Raw genomic sequence first — 20,571 nt, 5'->3', positions numbered from 1 at the left:
CTAGCTGTGACGATCTTTAATCAGGCTGAATAGAATGGCACCCAGAATAAAGAATGCCATTACTCCTCCACCTACCATCCATAGGGTACTGGCAGCATAGCCACCATAACCTTCTGCCATGATCGATTTCAGGGTCAGGCCCAATGCCAGCAATAATGACAAAGGCGTGATCACCGTTAGCATGAAGTTCCAGCTCGCACCCAGTTTCACGCTGGCAAACTCATTCACATGGCCTTCCAGCTGTTTCATTAATGGACGACGGAACCACGACAACAGAATAATCGATAACAGACCGCCACCGACAATACCGATGTTATTGGCAAAGTAGTCGATGATATCGACAAAGGTAATGGCACTATGTGTCGAGAACATCAGGGTAGAAATCACTGCTGAACCACCAGCAATAATCGTCACTGACTTGTTCTTTGACCAGCCCAGTTTGTCCTGGAACGCAGCAATCGGAACTTGCAGGATACTGACCATCGAGGTAATACCGGCAACCGTCAATGAACCAAAGAACAGGAAACCGAACAGGTCACCACCTGCACCTAAACTGGAAATGATTTTCGGAAACGCAATAAAGGCCAGACCGATACCGCCAGATACTACATCTTCAACTTTCGCGCCTGAGCTGAACGCCATAAAACCAAGCGCGGCAAAGACACCAATACCCGCCAGAATTTCAAAAGACGAGTTGGCCAATGCCACCACAATCCCTGAACCGGTCAGGTTAGTTTTGCGTTTCAGGTAAGATGCATAGGTCAACATGATCCCGAAGCCCACTGACAGTGAGAAGAAGATATGACCAAAAGCGGCTAACCAGACTTTATAGTTGGCCATCGCTTCCCAGTTCGGCGTGAAGAAAGCATTTAAACCATCGACTGCACCAGGTAAACGTACTGCCTGAATCACTAGGATCGTGAATAAAATCACCAGCAATGGCATAAAGATTTTATTCGCCAGTTCTACCCCACGGCGTACTCCACCGTAAAGAATCAGCATGACTGCTGCCCAAACGACCACCAGACCAAAGAACAGCACAGGTACAAAACCGAGCGTCAGACCCTCACCATTTTGTAGGTAAGTATTGAAGAAGAAGCCTTGGGTATCTGTGCCCCACTGCTGTCCAAAGGAATAGAACATATAGCTGCCAGCCCAGGACAAGACGCTGGCATAGTAAATCCCGATCACCAGAGTGACCATGACCTGCCACCAACCCAAGGATTCGGCATTCATGAGTTTTTTATAGGCCATAGGCGGTGCTTTACGGAACTTGTGTCCGACCGCATAGTCTAAAAACAATAAAGGTAAACCTGCTGCGAAAATCGCAATCAGATAGGGGATCAGGAATGCCCCGCCACCATTTTCATAGGCAACATAAGGGAAACGCCAGATATTCCCCAAGCCAACGGCGGAACCAATCGCTGCAATAATGAATCCTGATCGTGCGGACCAATTCTCACGAGTTTCTGTCATAGAACACCTAAACTTTTAACCCCTTTAGATGCTGCTTGTTATGGTTATGGCGCAAGCAAAAAAAGAAGCATTTTCAATAATTTTGGGTGTTTGAATTAGAGGGCACCTTGTGGGCGTCGAATTCTAATGTACAAACAGGTCAGCAGGTCTTACATCTTGCTTAAAGTCTGATCGAAAAACTGACCTTGTAGATGATTTAACAATACTGACTTTTTTAAATTTTTTCTGTAAATTCTGCTTAAAATATTCGTTATTTATAATCTATTCGAATTAAGCGTTCAATAATTCTGCAAAATAAGGCAGATTAAACAAGTTATATATTGACAAACTTTTTGGAATATATTTTTCTTAAGTTTTACTACAGGGTCGCTGTTTCAAAAAATGTATTCCAAGACTCTGATCCAGCATCTGTTTTTAGATCATTATTTGAAGATGAAACGGCTCATACTAAGGCACATGACCAAGCCGTGATATGGGAAATCAAATTCTCTCATGGAATTTTGACCTCTTTAAAAACCGGTTTAAATATCACAAGCAGATTTAAAAACCAGCCACCTGTGATATCGAAGCGATGAATTGAATATTCTGAACCTAGGCTTTAATCACCAGCATGCGCTCTTCCTGCATATCGCGAATGGCGGACTGAATTCCTTCACGACCCAGACCTGAATCTTTGACCCCGCCATAGGGCATGTTATCGACCCGGAAAGACGGAATATCATTGATAATGACACCGCCGACATGCAGATGATCCCAGGCATACAGCATCTTGTTCAGATTCTGAGTATACACTCCAGCTTGCAAGCCAAAACGGCTGCGGTTGATACAGGCAATACCGGATTCGAAATCAGCATACGCTTCCAGAATTGCCACCGGGCCAAAGGCTTCATCACGGTAGATTTCCAGACTGTGGTCTACATTTTCCAGCAAGGTCGGTGCGAACATCACACCATTCAATTCGCCTCCAATCAGGATTTTCGCGTCTTTTTTCACGGCTTTATCCAGCCATTTTTTCAGGCGTTTGGCTTCATCTTCCTTGATCATCGGACCAACCAAGGTTGTGCTCAGATTCGGATCAGCGGCTTTAATCGTTTTCAGTTTCGCCAGCAGTTTGTCCTTCACTTCAGTATAAATCTGCTGATGCACCAAAATGCGTTGCACACTGATACACACCTGTCCGGCATGGTTATACGCCCCGCCAATTAGACGGTTAATCAAGACATCGTTAATTTCGGTATCTGGCTCAATCATGACAGCAGCATTGCCACCCAGCTCCAAGACCACTTTTTTGCGTCCGGCACGCGCTTTCATATCCCAGCCCACAGCATCGGAACCGGTAAAACTGAGTAATTTAAAACGCTCATCAGTGACCAGTAGATCGGCCAGCTCTCGCGGACAGGGCAATACCGAAAAGGCACCTTGCGGTAAATCGGTTTCCGCCAGAATTTCGGCAATTTTTAAGGCAGAAATCGGGGTTAGACTCGGCGGTTTCAGCACAAAGGGACAACCGGCTGCAATCGCAGGAGCAATTTTATGCGCGGTCAGGTTTAAAGGAAAATTAAACGGACTGATCAGAGACACTGCACCAATTGGCACCTGCTTCACAATACCCTGATAACCGGATGCTGCCGCAGTCACGGCCAAAGGCAGCATACGTCCCTGATCAACCTGGGTCACGGCATCTGCGGCAATCTGAAAGGTATTAATCAGACGCTCAACTTCAGCTTCGGCCGCTTTACGCGGTTTACCGCCCTCTGCAATCAGAATTTCGGTCAGTTCTTCATGAATCTCACGAAAACGGCGTACGCAATGCAGCAGAATTTTCTGTTTCTGGAACGGCTCTAAGGCAGCCATTTCGGCTTCTGCGTCTACGGCAGACTGAATCGCCTGTTCCAGTGTGTTGGCATCTGCCAAAGCGACACGGGCATACAGTTCGTGGTTATATTTATGTTTGACCTCTAGCCATTCACCCGTCTGAGCCACCTGACCGGCGACATATAATGCATACTCTTTCGCTTGTTGTGTGCTTCTCGCTACCATCTTATTGTCCTGCAAAATCTAAGGATATACATTTTTGAAATTCTCTATATCATGCACTTGCTACTCCATATTAAGAAGATGCTTTTAAGTAACCAGACACTTCTAATTTTAATAAAGCTTTAGGGAATAGAGCCATGCGCGCAAAAATACTCACCACCTTATTCTTCGGTTTTGGACTCAGTACGCTCAGTCATGCAGATGTGATTGGCGTGAAAGCGGATCTCAGCTACTGGGATTTTGACGGCTATAGCCAGGATAACAATTTCAAGCATGAGCTGGATCGACAAGGTACAGCACAACTATCTGTCGCTGTAGAACATCCGGTACCGTTATTGCCAAATGCCAAGATTAAATACGTCAATCTGGACAGCACCAGCGAACAGAGTTCTCCTGTCAATGCCTCAGATATCGAGCTGAACAATATTGACTATATTCTGTATTACGAATTGCTGGATACCATTGTGCATGCGGATATAGGTGCAGGTTTAACCAATCTGGATGGTACGGTGGAAAACCGGACTGCCGGCGCTTTCACGCAATACGATCTGGATGAATATAGCCCACTGCTCTATGCAACAGCCGGGGTTAAATTGCCATTTACCGGTATGAGTGCCAAAGCAGAAGCGGTTTACAGTCGCGGCAGCGATAGCCAAAAAACCGATGTACAGGCAGAATTGCAATATGATTTCATTGATAATCTGCTGGTCGATGTCGGTGCCAAAATCGGTTATCGCCTCATGCAGGTAGATTTTGAACAGGATCAACGTCCAGACTTACAGCTGGAATTTAAAGGTCCTTATATCGGCTTAGATATACATTTTTAATGCAATACAACCGGTTAAGTTTGCACAGCTTAATTTCTCTGCGCTGATGTAAGCCAAAGCGTACAGCAATAACCGCAATCTGCTGCTAGTGCGCCACCGGGATGTGTATTACTTTATAAACATAGAGAGCAGGATGCTCCAGAAGACCTAAAAACAAGAATAACATCGCAACACCAGGACGTGAGGTACGACAGGAGTTATACCTAAATCACGAGATACGAAAAAGCCCCGACAGGATGTCGGGGCTTTTTTTTCTGCCTATTATTTTATTTATCATTGCTTAACAGTTCCGAGCTAAAACTCCAACATTGTAAGAATCCCCTTGTTGTTAAGCTAAAAATCCTCGCATTTTTTAGGAACAGCAATCATGGTAAAAAAGGTCCTCTTTATTACATCTAATCAAGGCATTGAACATGATGAACTCACTGAGCCTTTAAATTTTCTAAAGTCCAAAGGTTTTGAAGTGATTCATGCTGCCGAAAAAAATGAAGATGTCGCGACGGTCAAAGGTGATACCAAAGCTGCCACCCAATATACGCCGGATACCAGTCTTGAACACGTCGATCTGAATGATTATGATCTTTTGGTGATTCCCGGCGGTACAGTCAATGCGGATACCTTGAGAATCAATCAGGATGCGCAAAAAATCATTCAGCATTTTGCCGACAATCACAAACCGATTGCCGCGATCTGTCATGGGCCATGGACTTTGATTGATGCACAGCGCATCAAAGACAAAAATCTGACTTCATATAAGAGCATCAAGCTGGATCTGGAAAATGCCGGTGGGAAATGGGTCGATGAACAGGTTCACCGCTGCAATACCGGTGACTGGGTACTGATTACTTCACGCAATCCGGACGATTTACCGGCTTTCAATGAAGCGATCTTAAAAGAGCTTGAAGGCGAAGTTGCCTAAGTTCCTACAATATAAAAAAGAACCTCAACACTGAGGTTCTTTTTTATATTCAGACACCACCGGCCAGACTTTTCAGATAAGCCACAACATCTTTATTGCCGGCCATTTCTGCCAGTTCTAAAGCAGTATTTGGGCTACGATGCGCAATATCCGCGCCCTTGCTGACCAGAAGTTTCACCACTTCCAGATGATCATTTTCAGCAGCGGCCTGTAAGGCACTATAGCCTTCTTCATCGGCGGAGTTGACATCCAGACCTTCCTGTAGCGCCTGCTCGACCTGTTCAACGTCGCCTAAAGATGCCCAGTACACCAGTTCAGGAAGATGTAGTTCATCATCATCTTCAGGGATTGGGGAGAATGAGTTGAGTTTCATAAAAAATATCACCTATAAATAATTGGATATTGATAAACAAAGGCGAATTAAATCAATTATTAATTTAAATTATTTGAATATCTAAGAAATTAAATTTTGGTTGATAACATATCTTCTACCTTTAGATGTTAATTTCACTGCGCCCAATACATTTTGGATAATCAATCCTTCCTCTTTCAATTCATCAAGGTAATGATCTAAAAGGACTCTAGATATACCTACTGAATTCATTAGATAAGCAAAAGGTATATATTCTTGAGGTGTTTTTTCTAAACCTAAAACAATCTTCTTCATAACTAATATATGAGGATCATTTGTTTTATTGGGTAAATTTTGTTTAGCATTCAAAAACGGATTAGTCGATACAGGAGGTTTTTCAAACAAAGGAGCACCATGTATTGTTCTAATCAACTCATCAAATGCAAACTCATAATTATCTTGTTTTGAGAAGTTTATAAATAACTTAGTTCTTAAAAACCTAGGAGTATTACAATCACTTTCTTGCTTAATAATAGGAATAACTTTATTCGAATCAATATGACTTAAAAGTTCAGAAGTGACTATCATTTTTTCATAACCAACTCCCCCCATACCATTATCAGCTTTAGCGACATAGTTATCTGTACAAATCATTAAAACTCTATCTGCTCGGGCTAAGTTAACTTCCATAAATTTCGGTAAATCATCTCCTGGCTTTAAGTCCCATTGGTCTAAAATTGCATCAATACCGTTTGCTCTTAGTCTAGTTGCAAGCTCAAGAACCCATTGCTTATGTTCTAGTGAATCATGAGAATATGAAATAAATACTTGTGGAATTTTTGACATTTTAATTTTCAAGTTACTATAAATAAAAAAGATATTAACTAGGGTGTGTTGACACTTTTAGCTTAAAAAAATAGCGAAGTAGTAAAATCAAATCGCCAAACACAATTTTACTATTCGCTATGCCTCGTACCATGCTGACAGATCAACACTGGCAAAAGTTGAAAATTATTCTGCGTAATTTATCCATTCACCACAACTCAAATTTACGCAATTTTATTGAAGCTATTCTCTATAGAATTAGAACAGGCTGTCCGTGGCGAGATATTCCTTCCTGTTTTGGTCATTCAAACTCTATTTTCAAACGTTTTAATCGTTGGTCAAGCAGCGGTAAGTTACTTAGATTATTCAAATTACTAGCCTCATGCCCCGATATGGAGTGGATTTTTATTGATGGCTCTCATGTACGTGCTCATCAACATTCTGCCGGTATAGCGAATCAATCTATTTCTAAAAGTGTAGGAGGAAACTCCTCAAAAATACATTTGATTGTTGATGCACATGGCAATCCTATTGATTTCGTGATTACCGATGGAACCACACATGATGTTAAAGTTGCACCTGATTTAATATCAACATTAGATTTAAAAGAGACAAAAGTGGTATGTGCAGATAAAGGCTATGATTCAGAACCACTGCGTGAACAGATCAGGAAAACAGGGACTAAAGCGAATATACCAAAGAAAACAAATAGCCAATCGAACAATGACCATATGGACTGGTATTTATATAAAATCAGGCATTTAGTTGAAAATATGTTTTGTAGATTAAAGCAATTTAGAGGAATAGCTACTCGATATGACAAGCTCAAAAGAAATTATCAAAGTTCTGTTGCTTTAGCCTGTATATTTTTATGGCTACCTTTATAGGGTTAATTATGAACAGTAAGTGTCAACAGACCCTAGTTACATAAGTAAAAAAAAGCCCCCTTTTCGGAGGCTTCTTATTTCATACTTAGCTTTAAGCTTTAGACACGGCTGGCTCAATTGAACCAATCTTTTCAGACTCATTGTCATGCATGATCAGTGCAACCGCAATTGCAGTAATCAGAACCGGTAAACCGACTGCCATAAAGTTAAAGTAAGCAGGCAGGTTCATCCCCAGTAAGCCGCCAATCAAGATCGGCCCTACAATCGCACCCATACGACCAATCGCAGAAGACCAGCCAATACCTGTCGAACGTACCGCAAGTGGGTAGAACTGCGCAACATAGCTATATAGCAACATTTGTGAACCAATTGACGCTGCACCGGCCAGGAACACCAGGATGTAAAGTAAGAATTGGTTAGACGCAAAGCCCATTGAGCTCATCACAATCGCACCCATCATACCGAGGAACATCAGTACCGGTTTCAGGTGAAAACGATCCGCAAGAATACCACCACCCACAATACCCACGACCGCACCAACGTTCATCACCATCATGAACATCAAGCTGTTGTCCATCGAGTAGCCTGCTGCCATCATCAACTTCGGTAACCAGCTACTCAGTGCATACATGGTTAACAGACAAGTGAAGAATGCGACCCAGAACAGTAAAGTATTGACCGCACGACCACGACGGAACAGGCTTACCACGTTGGCTGCTTCAGGCACATTTTCCTGTGGCAAAGTGAAAGTTGTATTCTCGGTAACAGTCAGATTTGGCGCCAATCGACGTACAATGCGACGAGCTTCTGGCTGCTTGTTCTGTTTCACAATAAATGCGAGCGATTCAGGCAGGAATTTCCAGATTACAGGCAATAAAAACAGTGGAATACCGGCGATAAAGAACATGATTTCCCAACCAAAACTTGGGGTAAACCATGAGCCCAATAATGCAGCCATTACGCCACCGACTGCATAACCACTAAACATGGTGGTCACCAAGGTACTACGCATTTTTTGTGGGGCATATTCCGAAGTCAATGCCACCAGGTTTGGCATCACGCCACCAATACCAAGACCGGCAAGGAAACGTAAAATACCGAATTCGGTTGGGTTTGAAGCAAAGCCGCCGGCAAAAGTTAAACCACTAAATAATACAATACAGATCATGATCACTTTCTTACGACCGATCTTGTCCGCGAGGGAACCAAAGATCATCGCACCAAACATCATGCCGGCCAGTGCGGTACTTGCAAGCATTCCCGCCTGCACTGCACTTAAGCCCCAGTCTTGCATCAATAACGGTAAAACTACACCATTGATTGCGAGATCGTAGCCATCAAATAAGATAATGAGTAAACACCAAGCAACTACATTGAAGTGGAAAGGCGTGAATTTCGCATTATCGACTACAGAATTTACATCTATTTTTTCCGTTGTCATCGTTCTCATCTCCCATGAGTACTTGTCCATAACATCTTGTTGAAGACTGAAGTCAATCTTCAATGTCAGGCAATATACGCAAGCGGGATTTAAGGCACAATAAGACTAATTGATATTCTGCTATGCTCTTGGAAATGTCATTTATTTGCGTGATATGTCACACTATTATTAATATAAACTTTTGAATAATTGATGTTTATTTTTTAATTCGCCTAATATTTAAGTTCTTTTAATCCACTTATTCTTTTGACCAAGTGAATATTGATTTAATTTCATACTAAAGATATGAAAAAGCCCCTTTAAGAAAGGAGCTTTTTAACTGAATGGGTCAATGACGAGAGTTTAAATTTTGGCTGTTTTTAATTTTTTCACCATAACGCGACCAGGTTGTGGCTTACGAATCATTGAAATAGCGATGATGCCAATAATACCTGGCATTGCCACCGCGATAAAGTTCCATTTATGTGGTAACTCCATACCAAGCAGCATACCAATCACGATTGGGCCAACAATTGCACCTGTACGCCCTACAGCAGAAGCCCAACCAATACCAGTAGAACGTACTGCAACAGGATAGTATTGAGCAACATAGCTATATAACAAGATACTGGTACCAATAGATGAGGCACCTGCTAAACTGACAAGTAAATAAATAACAGGGGTTGGAGAATTAAAGCCCAAACCAACCAAAGACAGTACACCGACAGTTAACATACTCATAAGAACAGGTTTAAAGTCAAAACGGTCTGCTAAAATACCGCCGCTAATGGTTCCGATCACGGCACCAATATTCAGTGCTAATAAGAACATTAAACTGCTGCCTAAAGAATATCCCGCTGCCATCATCAGTTTTGGTAGCCAGCTTCCAAGTGCATAAAGCATGAGTAAGCACATAAAGAAAGCAATCCAAAATAAGAATGTTCCTGTGGCACGATTTTCTGTAAATAAAGCTTTTACTGATGCACTTTGGGTCTGATCAGCGCTAGCTAGAACCAGTTCAGTATCTGCTTGTATATCTGCAGTTGGCTCGACTTGCTTTATAAAACGACGTGCTTCATTCACTTTTTGTTCTTTAACGAGGAAAGTTAAAGACTCAGGTAAGAACTTCCAAAAAAATGGAACAAAAAGTAATGGAATACCTGCAATGAAGAACATAATTTCCCAACCAAAACTTGGTGTAAACCATGTACCGCATAATGCAGCCATAATACCGCCCACGGCATAACCACTAAACATGGTGGTTACCAGTGTGCTTTTTAAACGTTTAGGTGCATATTCAGACGTTAGAGCGACTAAGTTTGGTAATACACCACCAATCCCTAAACCAGCAATAAAACGTAAAATACCAAATTCTGTTGGATTAGTGGTAAATCCACCTAAAAATGTAAAAGCACTAAATAAAGAAACACAAATCAAGATAACTTTTTTACGACCAATTTTGTCTGCAAGCATCCCAAACAGCATGGCTCCAAACATCATGCCAGCGAGTGCTGTACTTGCAAGCATGCCTGCTTGAACAGCACTCATGCCCCACTCTTGCATAAGTAGAGGCAGAACGACACCGTTAATTGCTAAATCATATCCGTCAAATAGGACAATAAACAAACACCATAATACAATGCTTAAGTGAAATTTAGTGAATTTTGCCTGATCAATCACATCATTCACACTTACCGTGTTTGCTACTCGCTTCATGTTTTCTGCCATTTTTACTCACCTCCTGTGAGTTTTTTTCGTTGTTTTCAGCACGACACATGACCCTAACTCTTATTTATTATTTTTAATGATTCTTATCGCCATGTCTTCGCAACAACTTAGTTCAACACAGCTACTTTTCATGCAATATCCGACTAAAGTCTTACTTATTCCTTAAAAATCTAAACCCATGAGTCTAGTTTTTAATCAATATTCAACAATTCCAAGAGCTATTTGACTAAAATCCCACGCATAAAAAAAACACCCCCGGCCTTATGGTCGGGGGTGTTTAGGAATAATGAGCTGGCGATGACTTACTCTCACATGGGTAACCCCACACTACCATCAGCGCTAAGAGGTTTCACTTCTGAGTTCGGGAAGGGATCAGGTGGTTCACTCTTGCTATGGTCGCCAGCACAACTGGTATGATTACTTACTGAGGTCTTATGGTTGCCTTAGCTTTCTTCAAATCTTGCACTCTGTTCAAAGCAGTGCTTTGAACATCGTTCATTAACAGAATATCTGAGTTGCAGTAGTTTGTTCGTTTAGCGTAACTAAATCAAGTCACTTTGCTTAATATCGAATCAATCGAGCTTCGTACAACAACTGTTTGGGTGTTGTATAGTCAAGCCTCACGAGCAATTAGTATTGGTCAGCTTCACATATCACTATGCTTCCACATCCAACCTATCAACGTCGTAGTCTTCAACGGCTCTTTAGGAGACATAAAGTCTCGGGGAAATCTTATCTTGAGGTAGGCTTCCCGCTTAGATGCTTTCAGCGGTTATCCCTTCCGAACATAGCTACCCGGCGATGCCACTGGCGTGACAACCGGTACACCAGAGGTTCGTCCACTCTGGTCCTCTCGTACTAGGAGCAGATCCTCTCAAATTTCCAACGCCCACGGTAGATAGGGACCGAACTGTCTCACGACGTTCTAAACCCAGCTCGCGTACCTCTTTAAATGGCGAACAGCCATACCCTTGGGACCTGCTTCAGCCCCAGGATGAGATGAGCCGACATCGAGGTGCCAAACACCGCCGTCGATATGAACTCTTGGGCGGTATCAGCCTGTTATCCCCAGAGTACCTTTTATCCGTTGAGCGATGGCCCTTCCATACAGAACCACCGGATCACTAAGACCTACTTTCGTACCTGCTCGACTTGTGGGTCTCGCAGTTAAGCGCGCTTTTGCCTTTATACTCTACGCGTGATTTCCGACCACGCTGAGCGCACCTTCGTACTCCTCCGTTACTCTTTAGGAGGAGACCGCCCCAGTCAAACTACCCACCAGACATGGTCCTCGTCCCGGATAACGGGACAGAGTTAGAACCTCAATATTACCAGGGTGGTATTTCAAGGACGGCTCCATCGCAACTAGCGTCGCGACTTCAAAGCCTCCCACCTATCCTACACAAGTAAGATCAAAGTTCAATGTCAAGCTGCAGTAAAGGTTCACGGGGTCTTTCCGTCTAGCCGCGGGTACACCGCATCTTCACGGCGAATTCGATTTCACTGAGTCTCTGCTGGAGACAGCGCCCCCATCATTATGCCATTCGTGCAGGTCGGAACTTACCCGACAAGGAATTTCGCTACCTTAGGACCGTTATAGTTACGGCCGCCGTTTACTGGGGCTTCGATCAAGAGCTTCGCTTACGCTAACCCCATCAATTAACCTTCCAGCACCGGGCAGGCATCACACCCTATACGTCCACTTTCGTGTTTGCAGAGTGCTATGTTTTTAATAAACAGTTGCAGGGGCCTGGTTTCTGAGGCTGTCGGCCGCTCAAGGAGCAAGTCCTATCACAGACAACAGCGTACCTTCTCCCGAAGTTACGGTACCATTTTGCCTAGTTCCTTCAGCAGAGTTCTCTCAAGCGCTTTGGTCTACTCGACCTGACCACCTGTGTCGGTTTCGGGTACGATTCCTGTGTAACTGAAGCTTAGAGACTTTTCCTGGAAGCATGGTATCAGCCACTTCACTGTACAAGTACAGCTTGCTATCAGTTCTCAGCATAGAGTACCCCGGATTTGCCTAAGATACATGCCTACAACCTTCCACCTGGACAACCAACGCCAGGCTGACTTAACCTTCTCCGTCCTCTCATCGCATTACACAGAAGTATTGGAATATTAACCAATTTCCCATCGACTACGCCTCTCGGCCTCGCCTTAGGGGTCGACTCACCCAGCCCCGATTAACGTTGGACTGGAACCCTTGGTCTTTCAGCGTGCGAGTTTTTCACTCGCATTGTCGTTACTCACGTCAGCATTCGCACTTCTGATACCTCCAGCAGACTTCTCAATCCACCTTCATCGGCTTACAGAACGCTCCCCTACCACGCATAATAAATTATGCATCCGCAGCTTCGGCATATAGTTTTAGCCCCGTTACATCTTCCGCGCAGGCCGACTCGACTAGTGAGCTATTACGCTTTCTTTAAAGGGTGGCTGCTTCTAAGCCAACCTCCTAGCTGTCTATGCCTTCCCACATCGTTTCCCACTTAACTATAATTTTGGGGCCTTAGCTGGCGGTCTGGATTGTTTTCCTCTTGACTACGGACGTTAGCACCCGCAGTCTGTCTCCCGGATAGTACTCATTGGTATTCGGAGTTTGCATCGGTTTGGTAAGTCGGGATGACCCCCTAGCCGAAACAGTGCTCTACCCCCAATGGTATTCGTCCGAGGCGCTACCTAAATAGCTTTCGGGGAGAACCAGCTATCACCAAGTTTGATTAGCCTTTCACCCCTATCCACAAGTCATCCCCTGGCTTTTCAACGACAGTGGGTTCGGTCCTCCAGTTAGTGTTACCCAACCTTCAACCTGCTCATGGATAGATCACCTGGTTTCGGGTCTATACCCAGCAACTAAACGCCCTATTAAGACTCGGTTTCCCTACGGCTCCCCTATTCGGTTAACCTCGCTACTGAATATAAGTCGCTGACCCATTATACAAAAGGTACGCAGTCACCGAACAAGTCGGCTCCCACTGCTTGTATGCATGCGGTTTCAGGATCTATTTCACTCCCCTCACAGGGGTTCTTTTCGCCTTTCCCTCACGGTACTGGTTCACTATCGGTCAGTCAGGAGTATTTAGCCTTGGAGGATGGTCCCCCCATATTCAGACAAGGTTTCACGTGCCTCGCCCTACTCGACATCATCATATAAGCCCTTTCGTGTACAGGACTATCACCGTCTACGGTCGCACTTCCCAGAGCGTTCCACTAGAACTTATATGACTTAATGGGCTCTTCCCCTTTCGCTCGCCGCTACTGAGGGAATCTCAATTGATTTCTTTTCCTAAGGGTACTGAGATGTTTCACTTCCCCTCGTTCGCCTTGCAACACTATGTATTCATGTTGCAATACCTACCTTATGGTAAGTGGGTTTCCCCATTCAGACATCTCCGGATCACAGGATATTTGCCGCCTCCCCGGAGCTTTTCGCAGGCTATCACGTCTTTCTTCGCCTCTGACTGCCAAGGCATCCACCACATGCACTTAATTACTTGACTATACAACCCCAAACAGTCGTTTATCCTTACAAGTAGGATAAGCAACAGAGCTTGTCTTGCGACTTACTCATACAGTTGGCGTTTGTGCACTTAAGCACCGTACAGCTTCAATTAGATTCATATACCAAAACGCTTGATTCAGTTAATTTCGCTAGAACTCATTTCTTGTAGTTGCCTACTTGAAACGAGTTTGAACAAATTATTTCAACTCAAATATATTCTGTTAATGATTTTTCCAGCCTTCGTCAGGTCAGGAAACTGTGATAAATCACAGAGATTATCAAGTGCGCGTATCATAACGCTTGTACTTGTTAATCTCTAGGATCTCATCACTTGATCGCTTAAGGACTAAACTAACAATCAACTGATTGTCTATTTATTAGCTTTTGTCTTTATACATTCCGTAGGAATGTATGGTGGAGACTAGGAGAGTCGAACTCCTGACCTCCTGCGTGCAAAGCAGGCGCTCTACCAACTAAGCTAAGTCCCCAGCTTATCAATAAGTCAATGTATCGTTCCGTTCTGTTTGCTTCAGCACTTTCATGCTTTGTTAGTCAGATTTGGTGGGTCTGACAAGACTTGAACTTGTGACCCCACGCTTATCAAGCGTGTGCTCTAACCAACTGAGCTACAGACCCTCAGATACATCGTATGAAGAACAACTTGTTGTGGATTCTTACCAATCGTCAATCTTTCGTTAAGGAGGTGATCCAGCCGCAGGTTCCCCTACGGCTACCTTGTTACGACTTCACCCCAGTCATCTGCCACACCGTGGTAAGCGTCCCCCCTAAGGTTAGACTACCTACTTCTGGTGCAACAAACTCCCATGGTGTGACGGGCGGTGTGTACAAGGCCCGGGAACGTATTCACCGCGGCATTCTGATCCGCGATTACTAGCGATTCCGACTTCATGGAGTCGAGTTGCAGACTCCAATCCGGACTACGATCGGCTTTTTGAGATTAGCATCCTCTCGCGAGGTAGCAACCCTTTGTACCGACCATTGTAGCACGTGTGTAGCCCTGGTCGTAAGGGCCATGATGACTTGACGTCGTCCCCGCCTTCCTCCAGTTTGTCACTGGCAGTATCCTTAAAGTTCCCGGCTTAACCCGCTGGCAAATAAGGAAAAGGGTTGCGCTCGTTGCGGGACTTAACCCAACATCTCACGACACGAGCTGACGACAGCCATGCAGCACCTGTATGTAAGTTCCCGAAGGCACCAATCCATCTCTGGAAAGTTCTTACTATGTCAAGACCAGGTAAGGTTCTTCGCGTTGCATCGAATTAAACCACATGCTCCACCGCTTGTGCGGGCCCCCGTCAATTCATTTGAGTTTTAGTCTTGCGACCGTACTCCCCAGGCGGTCTACTTATCGCGTTAGCTGCGCCACTAAAGCCTCAAAGGCCCCAACGGCTAGTAGACATCGTTTACGGCATGGACTACCAGGGTATCTAATCCTGTTTGCTCCCCATGCTTTCGCACCTCAGTGTCAGTATTAGGCCAGATGGCTGCCTTCGCCATCGGTATTCCTCCAGATCTCTACGCATTTCACCGCTACACCTGGAATTCTACCATCCTCTCCCATACTCTAGCCAACCAGTATCGAATGCAATTCCCAAGTTAAGCTCGGGGATTTCACATTTGACTTAATTGGCCACCTACGCGCGCTTTACGCCCAGTAAATCCGATTAACGCTTGCACCCTCTGTATTACCGCGGCTGCTGGCACAGAGTTAGCCGGTGCTTATTCTGCGAGTAACGTCCACTATCCAAGAGTATTAATCTCGGTAGCCTCCTCCTCGCTTAAAGTGCTTTACAACCAAAAGGCCTTCTTCACACACGCGGCATGGCTGGATCAGGGTTCCCCCCATTGTCCAATATTCCCCACTGCTGCCTCCCGTAGGAGTCTGGGCCGTGTCTCAGTCCCAGTGTGGCGGATCATCCTCTCAGACCCGCTACAGATCGTCGCCTTGGTAGGCCTTTACCCCACCAACTAGCTAATCCGACTTAGGCTCATCTATTAGCGCAAGGCCCGAAGGTCCCCTGCTTTCTCCCGTAGGACGTATGCGGTATTAGCATCCCTTTCGAGATGTTGTCCCCCACTAATAGGCAGATTCCTAAGCATTACTCACCCGTCCGCCGCTAGGTAAAGTAGCAAGCTACTCTTCCCCGCTCGACTTGCATGTGTTAAGCCTGCCGCCAGCGTTCAATCTGAGCCATGATCAAACTCTTCAGTTTAATACTATGTAGTGCCTTAAAGGGCACCAATCTTGGCTCATCAATTTTCTGACAAATATTTCTCAAATAAACTTCGAGTAATTTCTACCATCAATCAATGAAAATAATTTCGATCGATCAACCAGTAAAAATCCACACAAGTTGTTCTTCATAATCTCTTAATGATCTTTCTAACACCTCGTCAGTGCCAGAAGCTGGACTTCGATATACTTAACAACTCAGCAATCTGCTTCGTTCGTTTCCATCTATCTCGTCGGTATATGCTCATTATAGGGCAATTTCTTACACGTGCAAGCGCTTTTAACGCACAGGAATCACGAGTGTTTTATTTTTATGCACCAAATTGGTTCAATTCCATACAATTCATTACATAAGTACATATTTTTAAAACAGAAATATAAATTAAATATTTCTGCTTTATTCTATGCCTAATTTTTTACGACTGGTGCTTTAATCGTCACACTGGTGATTTTTACAGGGTTCACCGGCACATTTTGATGCATTCCATAGTTTCGGGTCGGTACTTTGGCAATCTGATCGACGATATCCATGCCTTTAGTGACCTTACCAAATACCGCATAGCCGGCATTTCTAGCAGAACGATCCAGGAAATCATTATCGACCAGGTTTACAAAGAATTGTGCTCGGGCAGAATCCGGCTGATTGGTACGGGCCATGGCTAAAGTACCGCGTTTATTTTGCAGACCATTCGATGATTCATTTTTAATGGGTGCTTTAGTATTGGCTTTTTCTTGCATGTTCACATCAAAGCCACCACCCTGCACCATAAAGCCTGGAATGACGCGGTGAAAAATCGTGTCCTTATAGAAGTTGCTCTTTACATAGCTTTCGAAGTTCTTTGCCGAGATTGGGGCTTTGTCATTGAAGAGTTCAATTTCAATATTTCCAGATGAAGTCTTCATCTCAATAATCGTATTTGCAGCAAAGCTTGGCAGACTGACCGTAGCAAGTGCGATCACACATAATGATTTCTTTAACATTTATTAACTCATCTACTTAGAAGTAATGGTTGTGAATGACTATATATTAATCTTTTATAACTCATAATGCAGTGACCTGCCGACTAAAGACAAGAGAATAAGAATGAAGCATGCATTATCACAGGAGCAAAATATCCACCAGTTTCCACCTTGGCGTTTGCAGGGTGAGGGTTTTATTCTGAATTATTGGCTGACCCCAAGCTTTATTGAGCAAGCAAAACAGTTCCGTATTGCGCCTTCTCCGCTGGGTCGTATGGTCCAAGTCTTATTGGTGCGTTATCACGCTTCGCCGATTGGCCCTTATGATGAGTTACTGATTCTGGATCATCCTTTAATTAGTAAACGACGCCTCAGCTCAATTCCTAAAATTTATGTGTCTACCCATGAGTCTGTGGTACACGGTCAGCATTTATGGGGCATTCCCAAAGAACATGCGCAGTTTGAATGGCAGGAAAAGGATCAGGAAGTACTGTGTCAAATTCAGCATCAGAACCAGCATATGACGATTCGGCTGAAGAAAACCAAATCCGCACGCCAGTTCTATATTAATAGTCATCATATTCCAGCATCTATGCTGAAGATTCAGCAAGCCTGGAAAGGTCAGCGTTTTCAGTTTAGTCCACAGTTCCGCGGTCACCTCTCCAAACTCTCGCAAGTAGAATGGCAAGATGCCGAGAATATATTTCCAGATTTTTCCAAAGCCAAATTGCTGCAAAGCTTTTATGTCCCCAAATTCAATCTGATCTTTCCTGAAGCGCAGATCAGCAGCAAAGTATAAGAACTGATAAAAACCTATCTACAAAAAAGGTGTTTCATGAGAAACACCTTTTTACATTCATGCCTTGGATTTAACTATTTTTGTCCCAAAATTTGCGGAAATTTTTGCTGATCTCAATCACATATTTTTTGGCACGGCGGGAGATCGGCGTCAGGTTGATAAAACCATGTGCCTGGTCGGTATATTCATGATAATGAACACTCACACCATTCTGACGTAGTTTATGCGCATAGATTGAACCTTCATCATGCAAGACATCATGACGTGCGGTAATCACATAGCTCGGCGGCAAGTTTTGCAATTCACCATAGGTCGGTGAAATCAGTGGATCATCCAGTTCAATCTGATGGGTTTGGGCATACATGAAGGTCACCAGATCAATATCCTGTTCCGAAAGTACCAGTCCATCTTTATAGGCATAAAAAGAAGGATGGCGACTTTTAAAGTCGACCGCCGGATAAAGCAAAAGCTGTGCTCGTGCGGCATAAGATTTACCTGCACTGCGCTGTGCCACCACAGTAGCCAGATTTCCTCCGGCACTGTCCCCTGCCACGGCAATCCGGTTTTTATAAACTTTTAGTTGTTTGCTATGCTGGTGCGCCCAGGCCAAAGCATCTTCACAGACTTGTACCATCTGCAAGGGGCTAAATTCTGGCGTCAGCGGATAAGCCACGCTTAGCACCTGTACTTTGGCATGCACTGCCAGCAAGCGACAGAATTCATCATGGCTGTCCAGACCACCCACCATAAATGCACCGCCATGATAAAAAATCACCATCGGCAACTTCTTTTGTGGAGCTGGATGATAATGCCGGGCAAAGATGCTGCCACTCTGTAGAGGAAGGCGGAGCTCTTCGACAAATTTGACCGCGGTCGGTCTAGCCCGGATGGCTTTCATGCGTGCATCAAACAATGTGCGCGAATGTGTCAGATCCTCACTGATAAAACTGCTATGCCCCTGTTTTATCTGGATGGCCATCAGGCATTTAACCAATGGATCTAAATCAGGATAGACATGAGGATAATCCAGAGCCTTAACCAATGCTTCCTGTGCAATGCCAGGTAAGCGGTCCAGCATACGCGCTGCCGTCCCTTGTCCTTTTTCCATCACACTTTTCAGAACCGGAGGATTCACAGTCATTATTTTTAGTCCTTATTCTCTTAATTCTTCATAGTTTCTACACGATTAGCGTTTTAGTGACCATATTCTTATATAAGTCTTAATATCAATGTACATATAGCTTCTGCCCGATACGTTACCCTCATTTATAAAAGATGTCATTGACCGTTTAAAGGTTATTTTTGACGTACTTTTGCGAGCTTAAGTATATTTTTTATTACAAATCGGGAGGATGCCTATGGCTAGCAAAATTATAGCTCTGTCTTTGGCGACTGCATTTTTAGCTGTAGGCTGCGTCGCATTTCCTGAAGATGGTGGCTATTATGATGGCCGCTATGATCAGCGTTATGACCGTCGCTATGAACTGGACCGGCGTTATGAACAAGATCGTCGCTATGAGCGGCAACGTTGGGAATATGAACAGCAACGCAAACGCATTGAACTGGATCGACGTAAACAGGAATTACAACATCGCAATTGGGAGCAGGATCGTAAAAGACAGTTAGAGCTGGATCGACGTAAAAGCCAACTGGAACGACAGCGCCATGAACAGCAACGTAAAAATATCATGACGCAACGGCAAAAACAGGCAGAGGCAGAACGTAAACGTCGTCAGGATCTGGAGCGTAAACGTGTAACAGATCAACGCAGTAAAAAAGCCCAGCAAAATCGTTCTAATCAACGCTGGAATGACAACCGACGTCATCAGGAACAACGTTCACGGGATCGTCGTGACTAAGACTTGAATCATCCTCTCTATTAAAAGCCCAGACTGGGCTTTTTTAATGAAAAAGGTAGCTACCAGATAGACAAAGGCCCTAAAGAAAATTTCTTTAGGGCCTTTGTAGAGGGTTATGTTAAACGAACTTCCACTTCGCTTATGCTTCTCAGCAATTCAACCAGAACATCCTGTTCTCTACACAAATTATCCTATCGAATCAACTTGCTCTCATGAAGCGGACATTCACTATCCAAGCTGTAAGTTTTATCTTACAAACCGCTAAAATAGAGACGACTGATTCCAACAAATTCAAAAAAGGTAAATTCTGGACAAAAAAAAGGCTTATCTAGAGAACAGGATAAGCCACGAAAACACATTTCAAAATAAGAAGAAACTACAGCGATAGAATCTGGAATAAATATTAATCAAAAGTTCATCTATTGTGAAAGACTTTATTGCTTAGATATTAATCGTTTTTATGTCTAATAAATAAACAGGCAAAAAAAAGCTGAGTTTTGGGGATACTCAGCTTGAAAAAAGCAACTTTAAAATAGGGCAACAGCAACCCGGTTCGGCTCTCTCCTCTGAACAAGGTCGCTGTTAATAGAAGTATGATGCAATTTTTTTACCCATACTTAAAACGGATTAAAATTATTAATTCGATTCAAAAATACGATTACTCATTTTTTACATTGATTTTCAAATAATTAATTTTTGGATTTAGCCGAAAATTAAATCTAT

At 43.7% G+C, this 20,571-nt stretch carries 12 protein-coding genes, 2 tRNA genes, 3 rRNA genes and 1 pseudogene; 5 read left to right on the top strand and 13 right to left on the bottom strand.

Annotation, left to right across the window (positions count from 1 at the left end):
- Complete coding sequence (locus ACO1B7_RS07185; protein WP_004280815.1) at positions 1-1,476, bottom strand: sodium-dependent transporter; 1,476 nt, start codon at positions 1,474-1,476, stop codon at positions 1-3.
- Positions 1,477-2,067: 591 nt separating this feature from the next.
- Positions 2,068-3,516, bottom strand: coding sequence for an aldehyde dehydrogenase family protein (locus ACO1B7_RS07180; protein ID WP_004647695.1), 1,449 nt, complete (start codon positions 3,514-3,516; stop codon positions 2,068-2,070).
- 134 nt (positions 3,517-3,650) lie between these two features.
- Here ACO1B7_RS07180 and ACO1B7_RS07175 point away from each other — a divergent pair, with 134 nt between their 5' ends.
- Positions 3,651-4,340, top strand: coding sequence for a TIGR04219 family outer membrane beta-barrel protein (locus ACO1B7_RS07175; protein WP_423089950.1), 690 nt, complete (start codon positions 3,651-3,653; stop codon positions 4,338-4,340).
- Positions 4,341-4,707: 367 nt separating this feature from the next.
- On the top strand, positions 4,708-5,259 hold the full coding sequence (locus ACO1B7_RS07170; protein ID WP_071850130.1) for a type 1 glutamine amidotransferase domain-containing protein: 552 nt from the start codon (positions 4,708-4,710) through the stop codon (positions 5,257-5,259).
- Positions 5,260-5,308: 49 nt separating this feature from the next.
- On the opposite strand, the gene ACO1B7_RS07165 is transcribed toward ACO1B7_RS07170, so the two are convergent.
- Together ACO1B7_RS07165 and ACO1B7_RS07160 are read right to left on the bottom strand one after the other, a co-directional pair.
- A complete protein-coding gene (locus ACO1B7_RS07165) occupies positions 5,309-5,632 on the bottom strand; it encodes an ankyrin repeat domain-containing protein (protein ID WP_423089949.1) in 324 nt (107 codons plus the stop codon).
- 81 nt (positions 5,633-5,713) lie between these two features.
- Positions 5,714-6,457, bottom strand: coding sequence for a TIR domain-containing protein (locus ACO1B7_RS07160; RefSeq protein WP_423089948.1), 744 nt, complete (start codon positions 6,455-6,457; stop codon positions 5,714-5,716).
- A 119-nt stretch (positions 6,458-6,576) separates the two neighbouring features.
- Here ACO1B7_RS07160 and ACO1B7_RS07155 point away from each other — a divergent pair.
- Positions 6,577-7,342: pseudogene (locus ACO1B7_RS07155) on the top strand (IS5-like element ISAba31 family transposase).
- Positions 7,343-7,414: 72 nt separating this feature from the next.
- Here ACO1B7_RS07155 and ACO1B7_RS07150 read toward each other — a convergent pair.
- The 8 genes from ACO1B7_RS07150 to ACO1B7_RS07115 all read right to left on the bottom strand — a co-directional run bounded on the left by ACO1B7_RS07150 (position 7,415) and on the right by ACO1B7_RS07115 (position 17,211).
- Complete coding sequence (locus ACO1B7_RS07150) at positions 7,415-8,764, bottom strand: aromatic acid/H+ symport family MFS transporter (protein ID WP_423089947.1); 1,350 nt, start codon at positions 8,762-8,764, stop codon at positions 7,415-7,417.
- A 342-nt stretch (positions 8,765-9,106) separates the two neighbouring features.
- A complete protein-coding gene (locus ACO1B7_RS07145; protein ID WP_114541999.1) occupies positions 9,107-10,471 on the bottom strand; it encodes an MFS transporter in 1,365 nt (454 codons plus the stop codon).
- A gap of 289 nt (positions 10,472-10,760) precedes the next feature.
- A 5S ribosomal RNA gene (rrf, locus tag ACO1B7_RS07140) occupies positions 10,761-10,875 on the bottom strand.
- 205 nt (positions 10,876-11,080) lie between these two features.
- Positions 11,081-13,974: ribosomal RNA gene (locus ACO1B7_RS07135) — 23S ribosomal RNA — on the bottom strand.
- 414 nt (positions 13,975-14,388) lie between these two features.
- Positions 14,389-14,464, bottom strand: a tRNA-Ala gene (locus tag ACO1B7_RS07130).
- Between the two features lie 71 nt (positions 14,465-14,535).
- Positions 14,536-14,612: transfer RNA gene (locus tag ACO1B7_RS07125), tRNA-Ile, on the bottom strand.
- 60 nt (positions 14,613-14,672) lie between these two features.
- Positions 14,673-16,210 (bottom strand): 16S ribosomal RNA (locus ACO1B7_RS07120).
- Together the 16S, 23S and 5S rRNA genes with 2 tRNA genes alongside form the textbook arrangement of a ribosomal RNA operon.
- Positions 16,211-16,638: 428 nt before the next feature.
- Positions 16,639-17,211, bottom strand: a complete 573-nt coding sequence (locus tag ACO1B7_RS07115) for a peptidylprolyl isomerase (protein ID WP_423089946.1) — start codon at positions 17,209-17,211, stop codon at positions 16,639-16,641.
- Between the two features lie 103 nt (positions 17,212-17,314).
- On the opposite strand from ACO1B7_RS07115, the gene ACO1B7_RS07110 reads away from it, so the two are divergent.
- A complete protein-coding gene (locus tag ACO1B7_RS07110; protein WP_423089945.1) occupies positions 17,315-17,989 on the top strand; it encodes an acetoacetate decarboxylase family protein in 675 nt (224 codons plus the stop codon).
- A 70-nt stretch (positions 17,990-18,059) separates the two neighbouring features.
- Here the strand turns inward: ACO1B7_RS07110 and ACO1B7_RS07105 are convergent, their stop codons facing one another.
- Positions 18,060-19,130: an alpha/beta hydrolase gene (locus ACO1B7_RS07105; RefSeq protein ID WP_423089944.1), complete on the bottom strand. Its 1,071-nt coding sequence runs from the start codon at positions 19,128-19,130 to the stop codon at positions 18,060-18,062.
- Positions 19,131-19,347: 217 nt separating this feature from the next.
- On the opposite strand from ACO1B7_RS07105, the gene ACO1B7_RS07100 reads away from it, so the two are divergent.
- Positions 19,348-19,848 (top strand): hypothetical protein, encoded by a 501-nt coding sequence (locus ACO1B7_RS07100; protein ID WP_423089943.1) that lies wholly within the window; start codon positions 19,348-19,350, stop codon positions 19,846-19,848.
- Positions 19,849-20,571: the final 723 nt, after the last annotated feature.

This window comes from Acinetobacter lwoffii, assembly GCF_049367455.1.
Taxonomy (GTDB): domain Bacteria; phylum Pseudomonadota; class Gammaproteobacteria; order Pseudomonadales; family Moraxellaceae; genus Acinetobacter; species Acinetobacter lwoffii_W.
The sequence above is the reverse complement of the archived record's forward strand: the minus strand, read 5'-3'. Positions and strand labels throughout refer to the sequence as shown.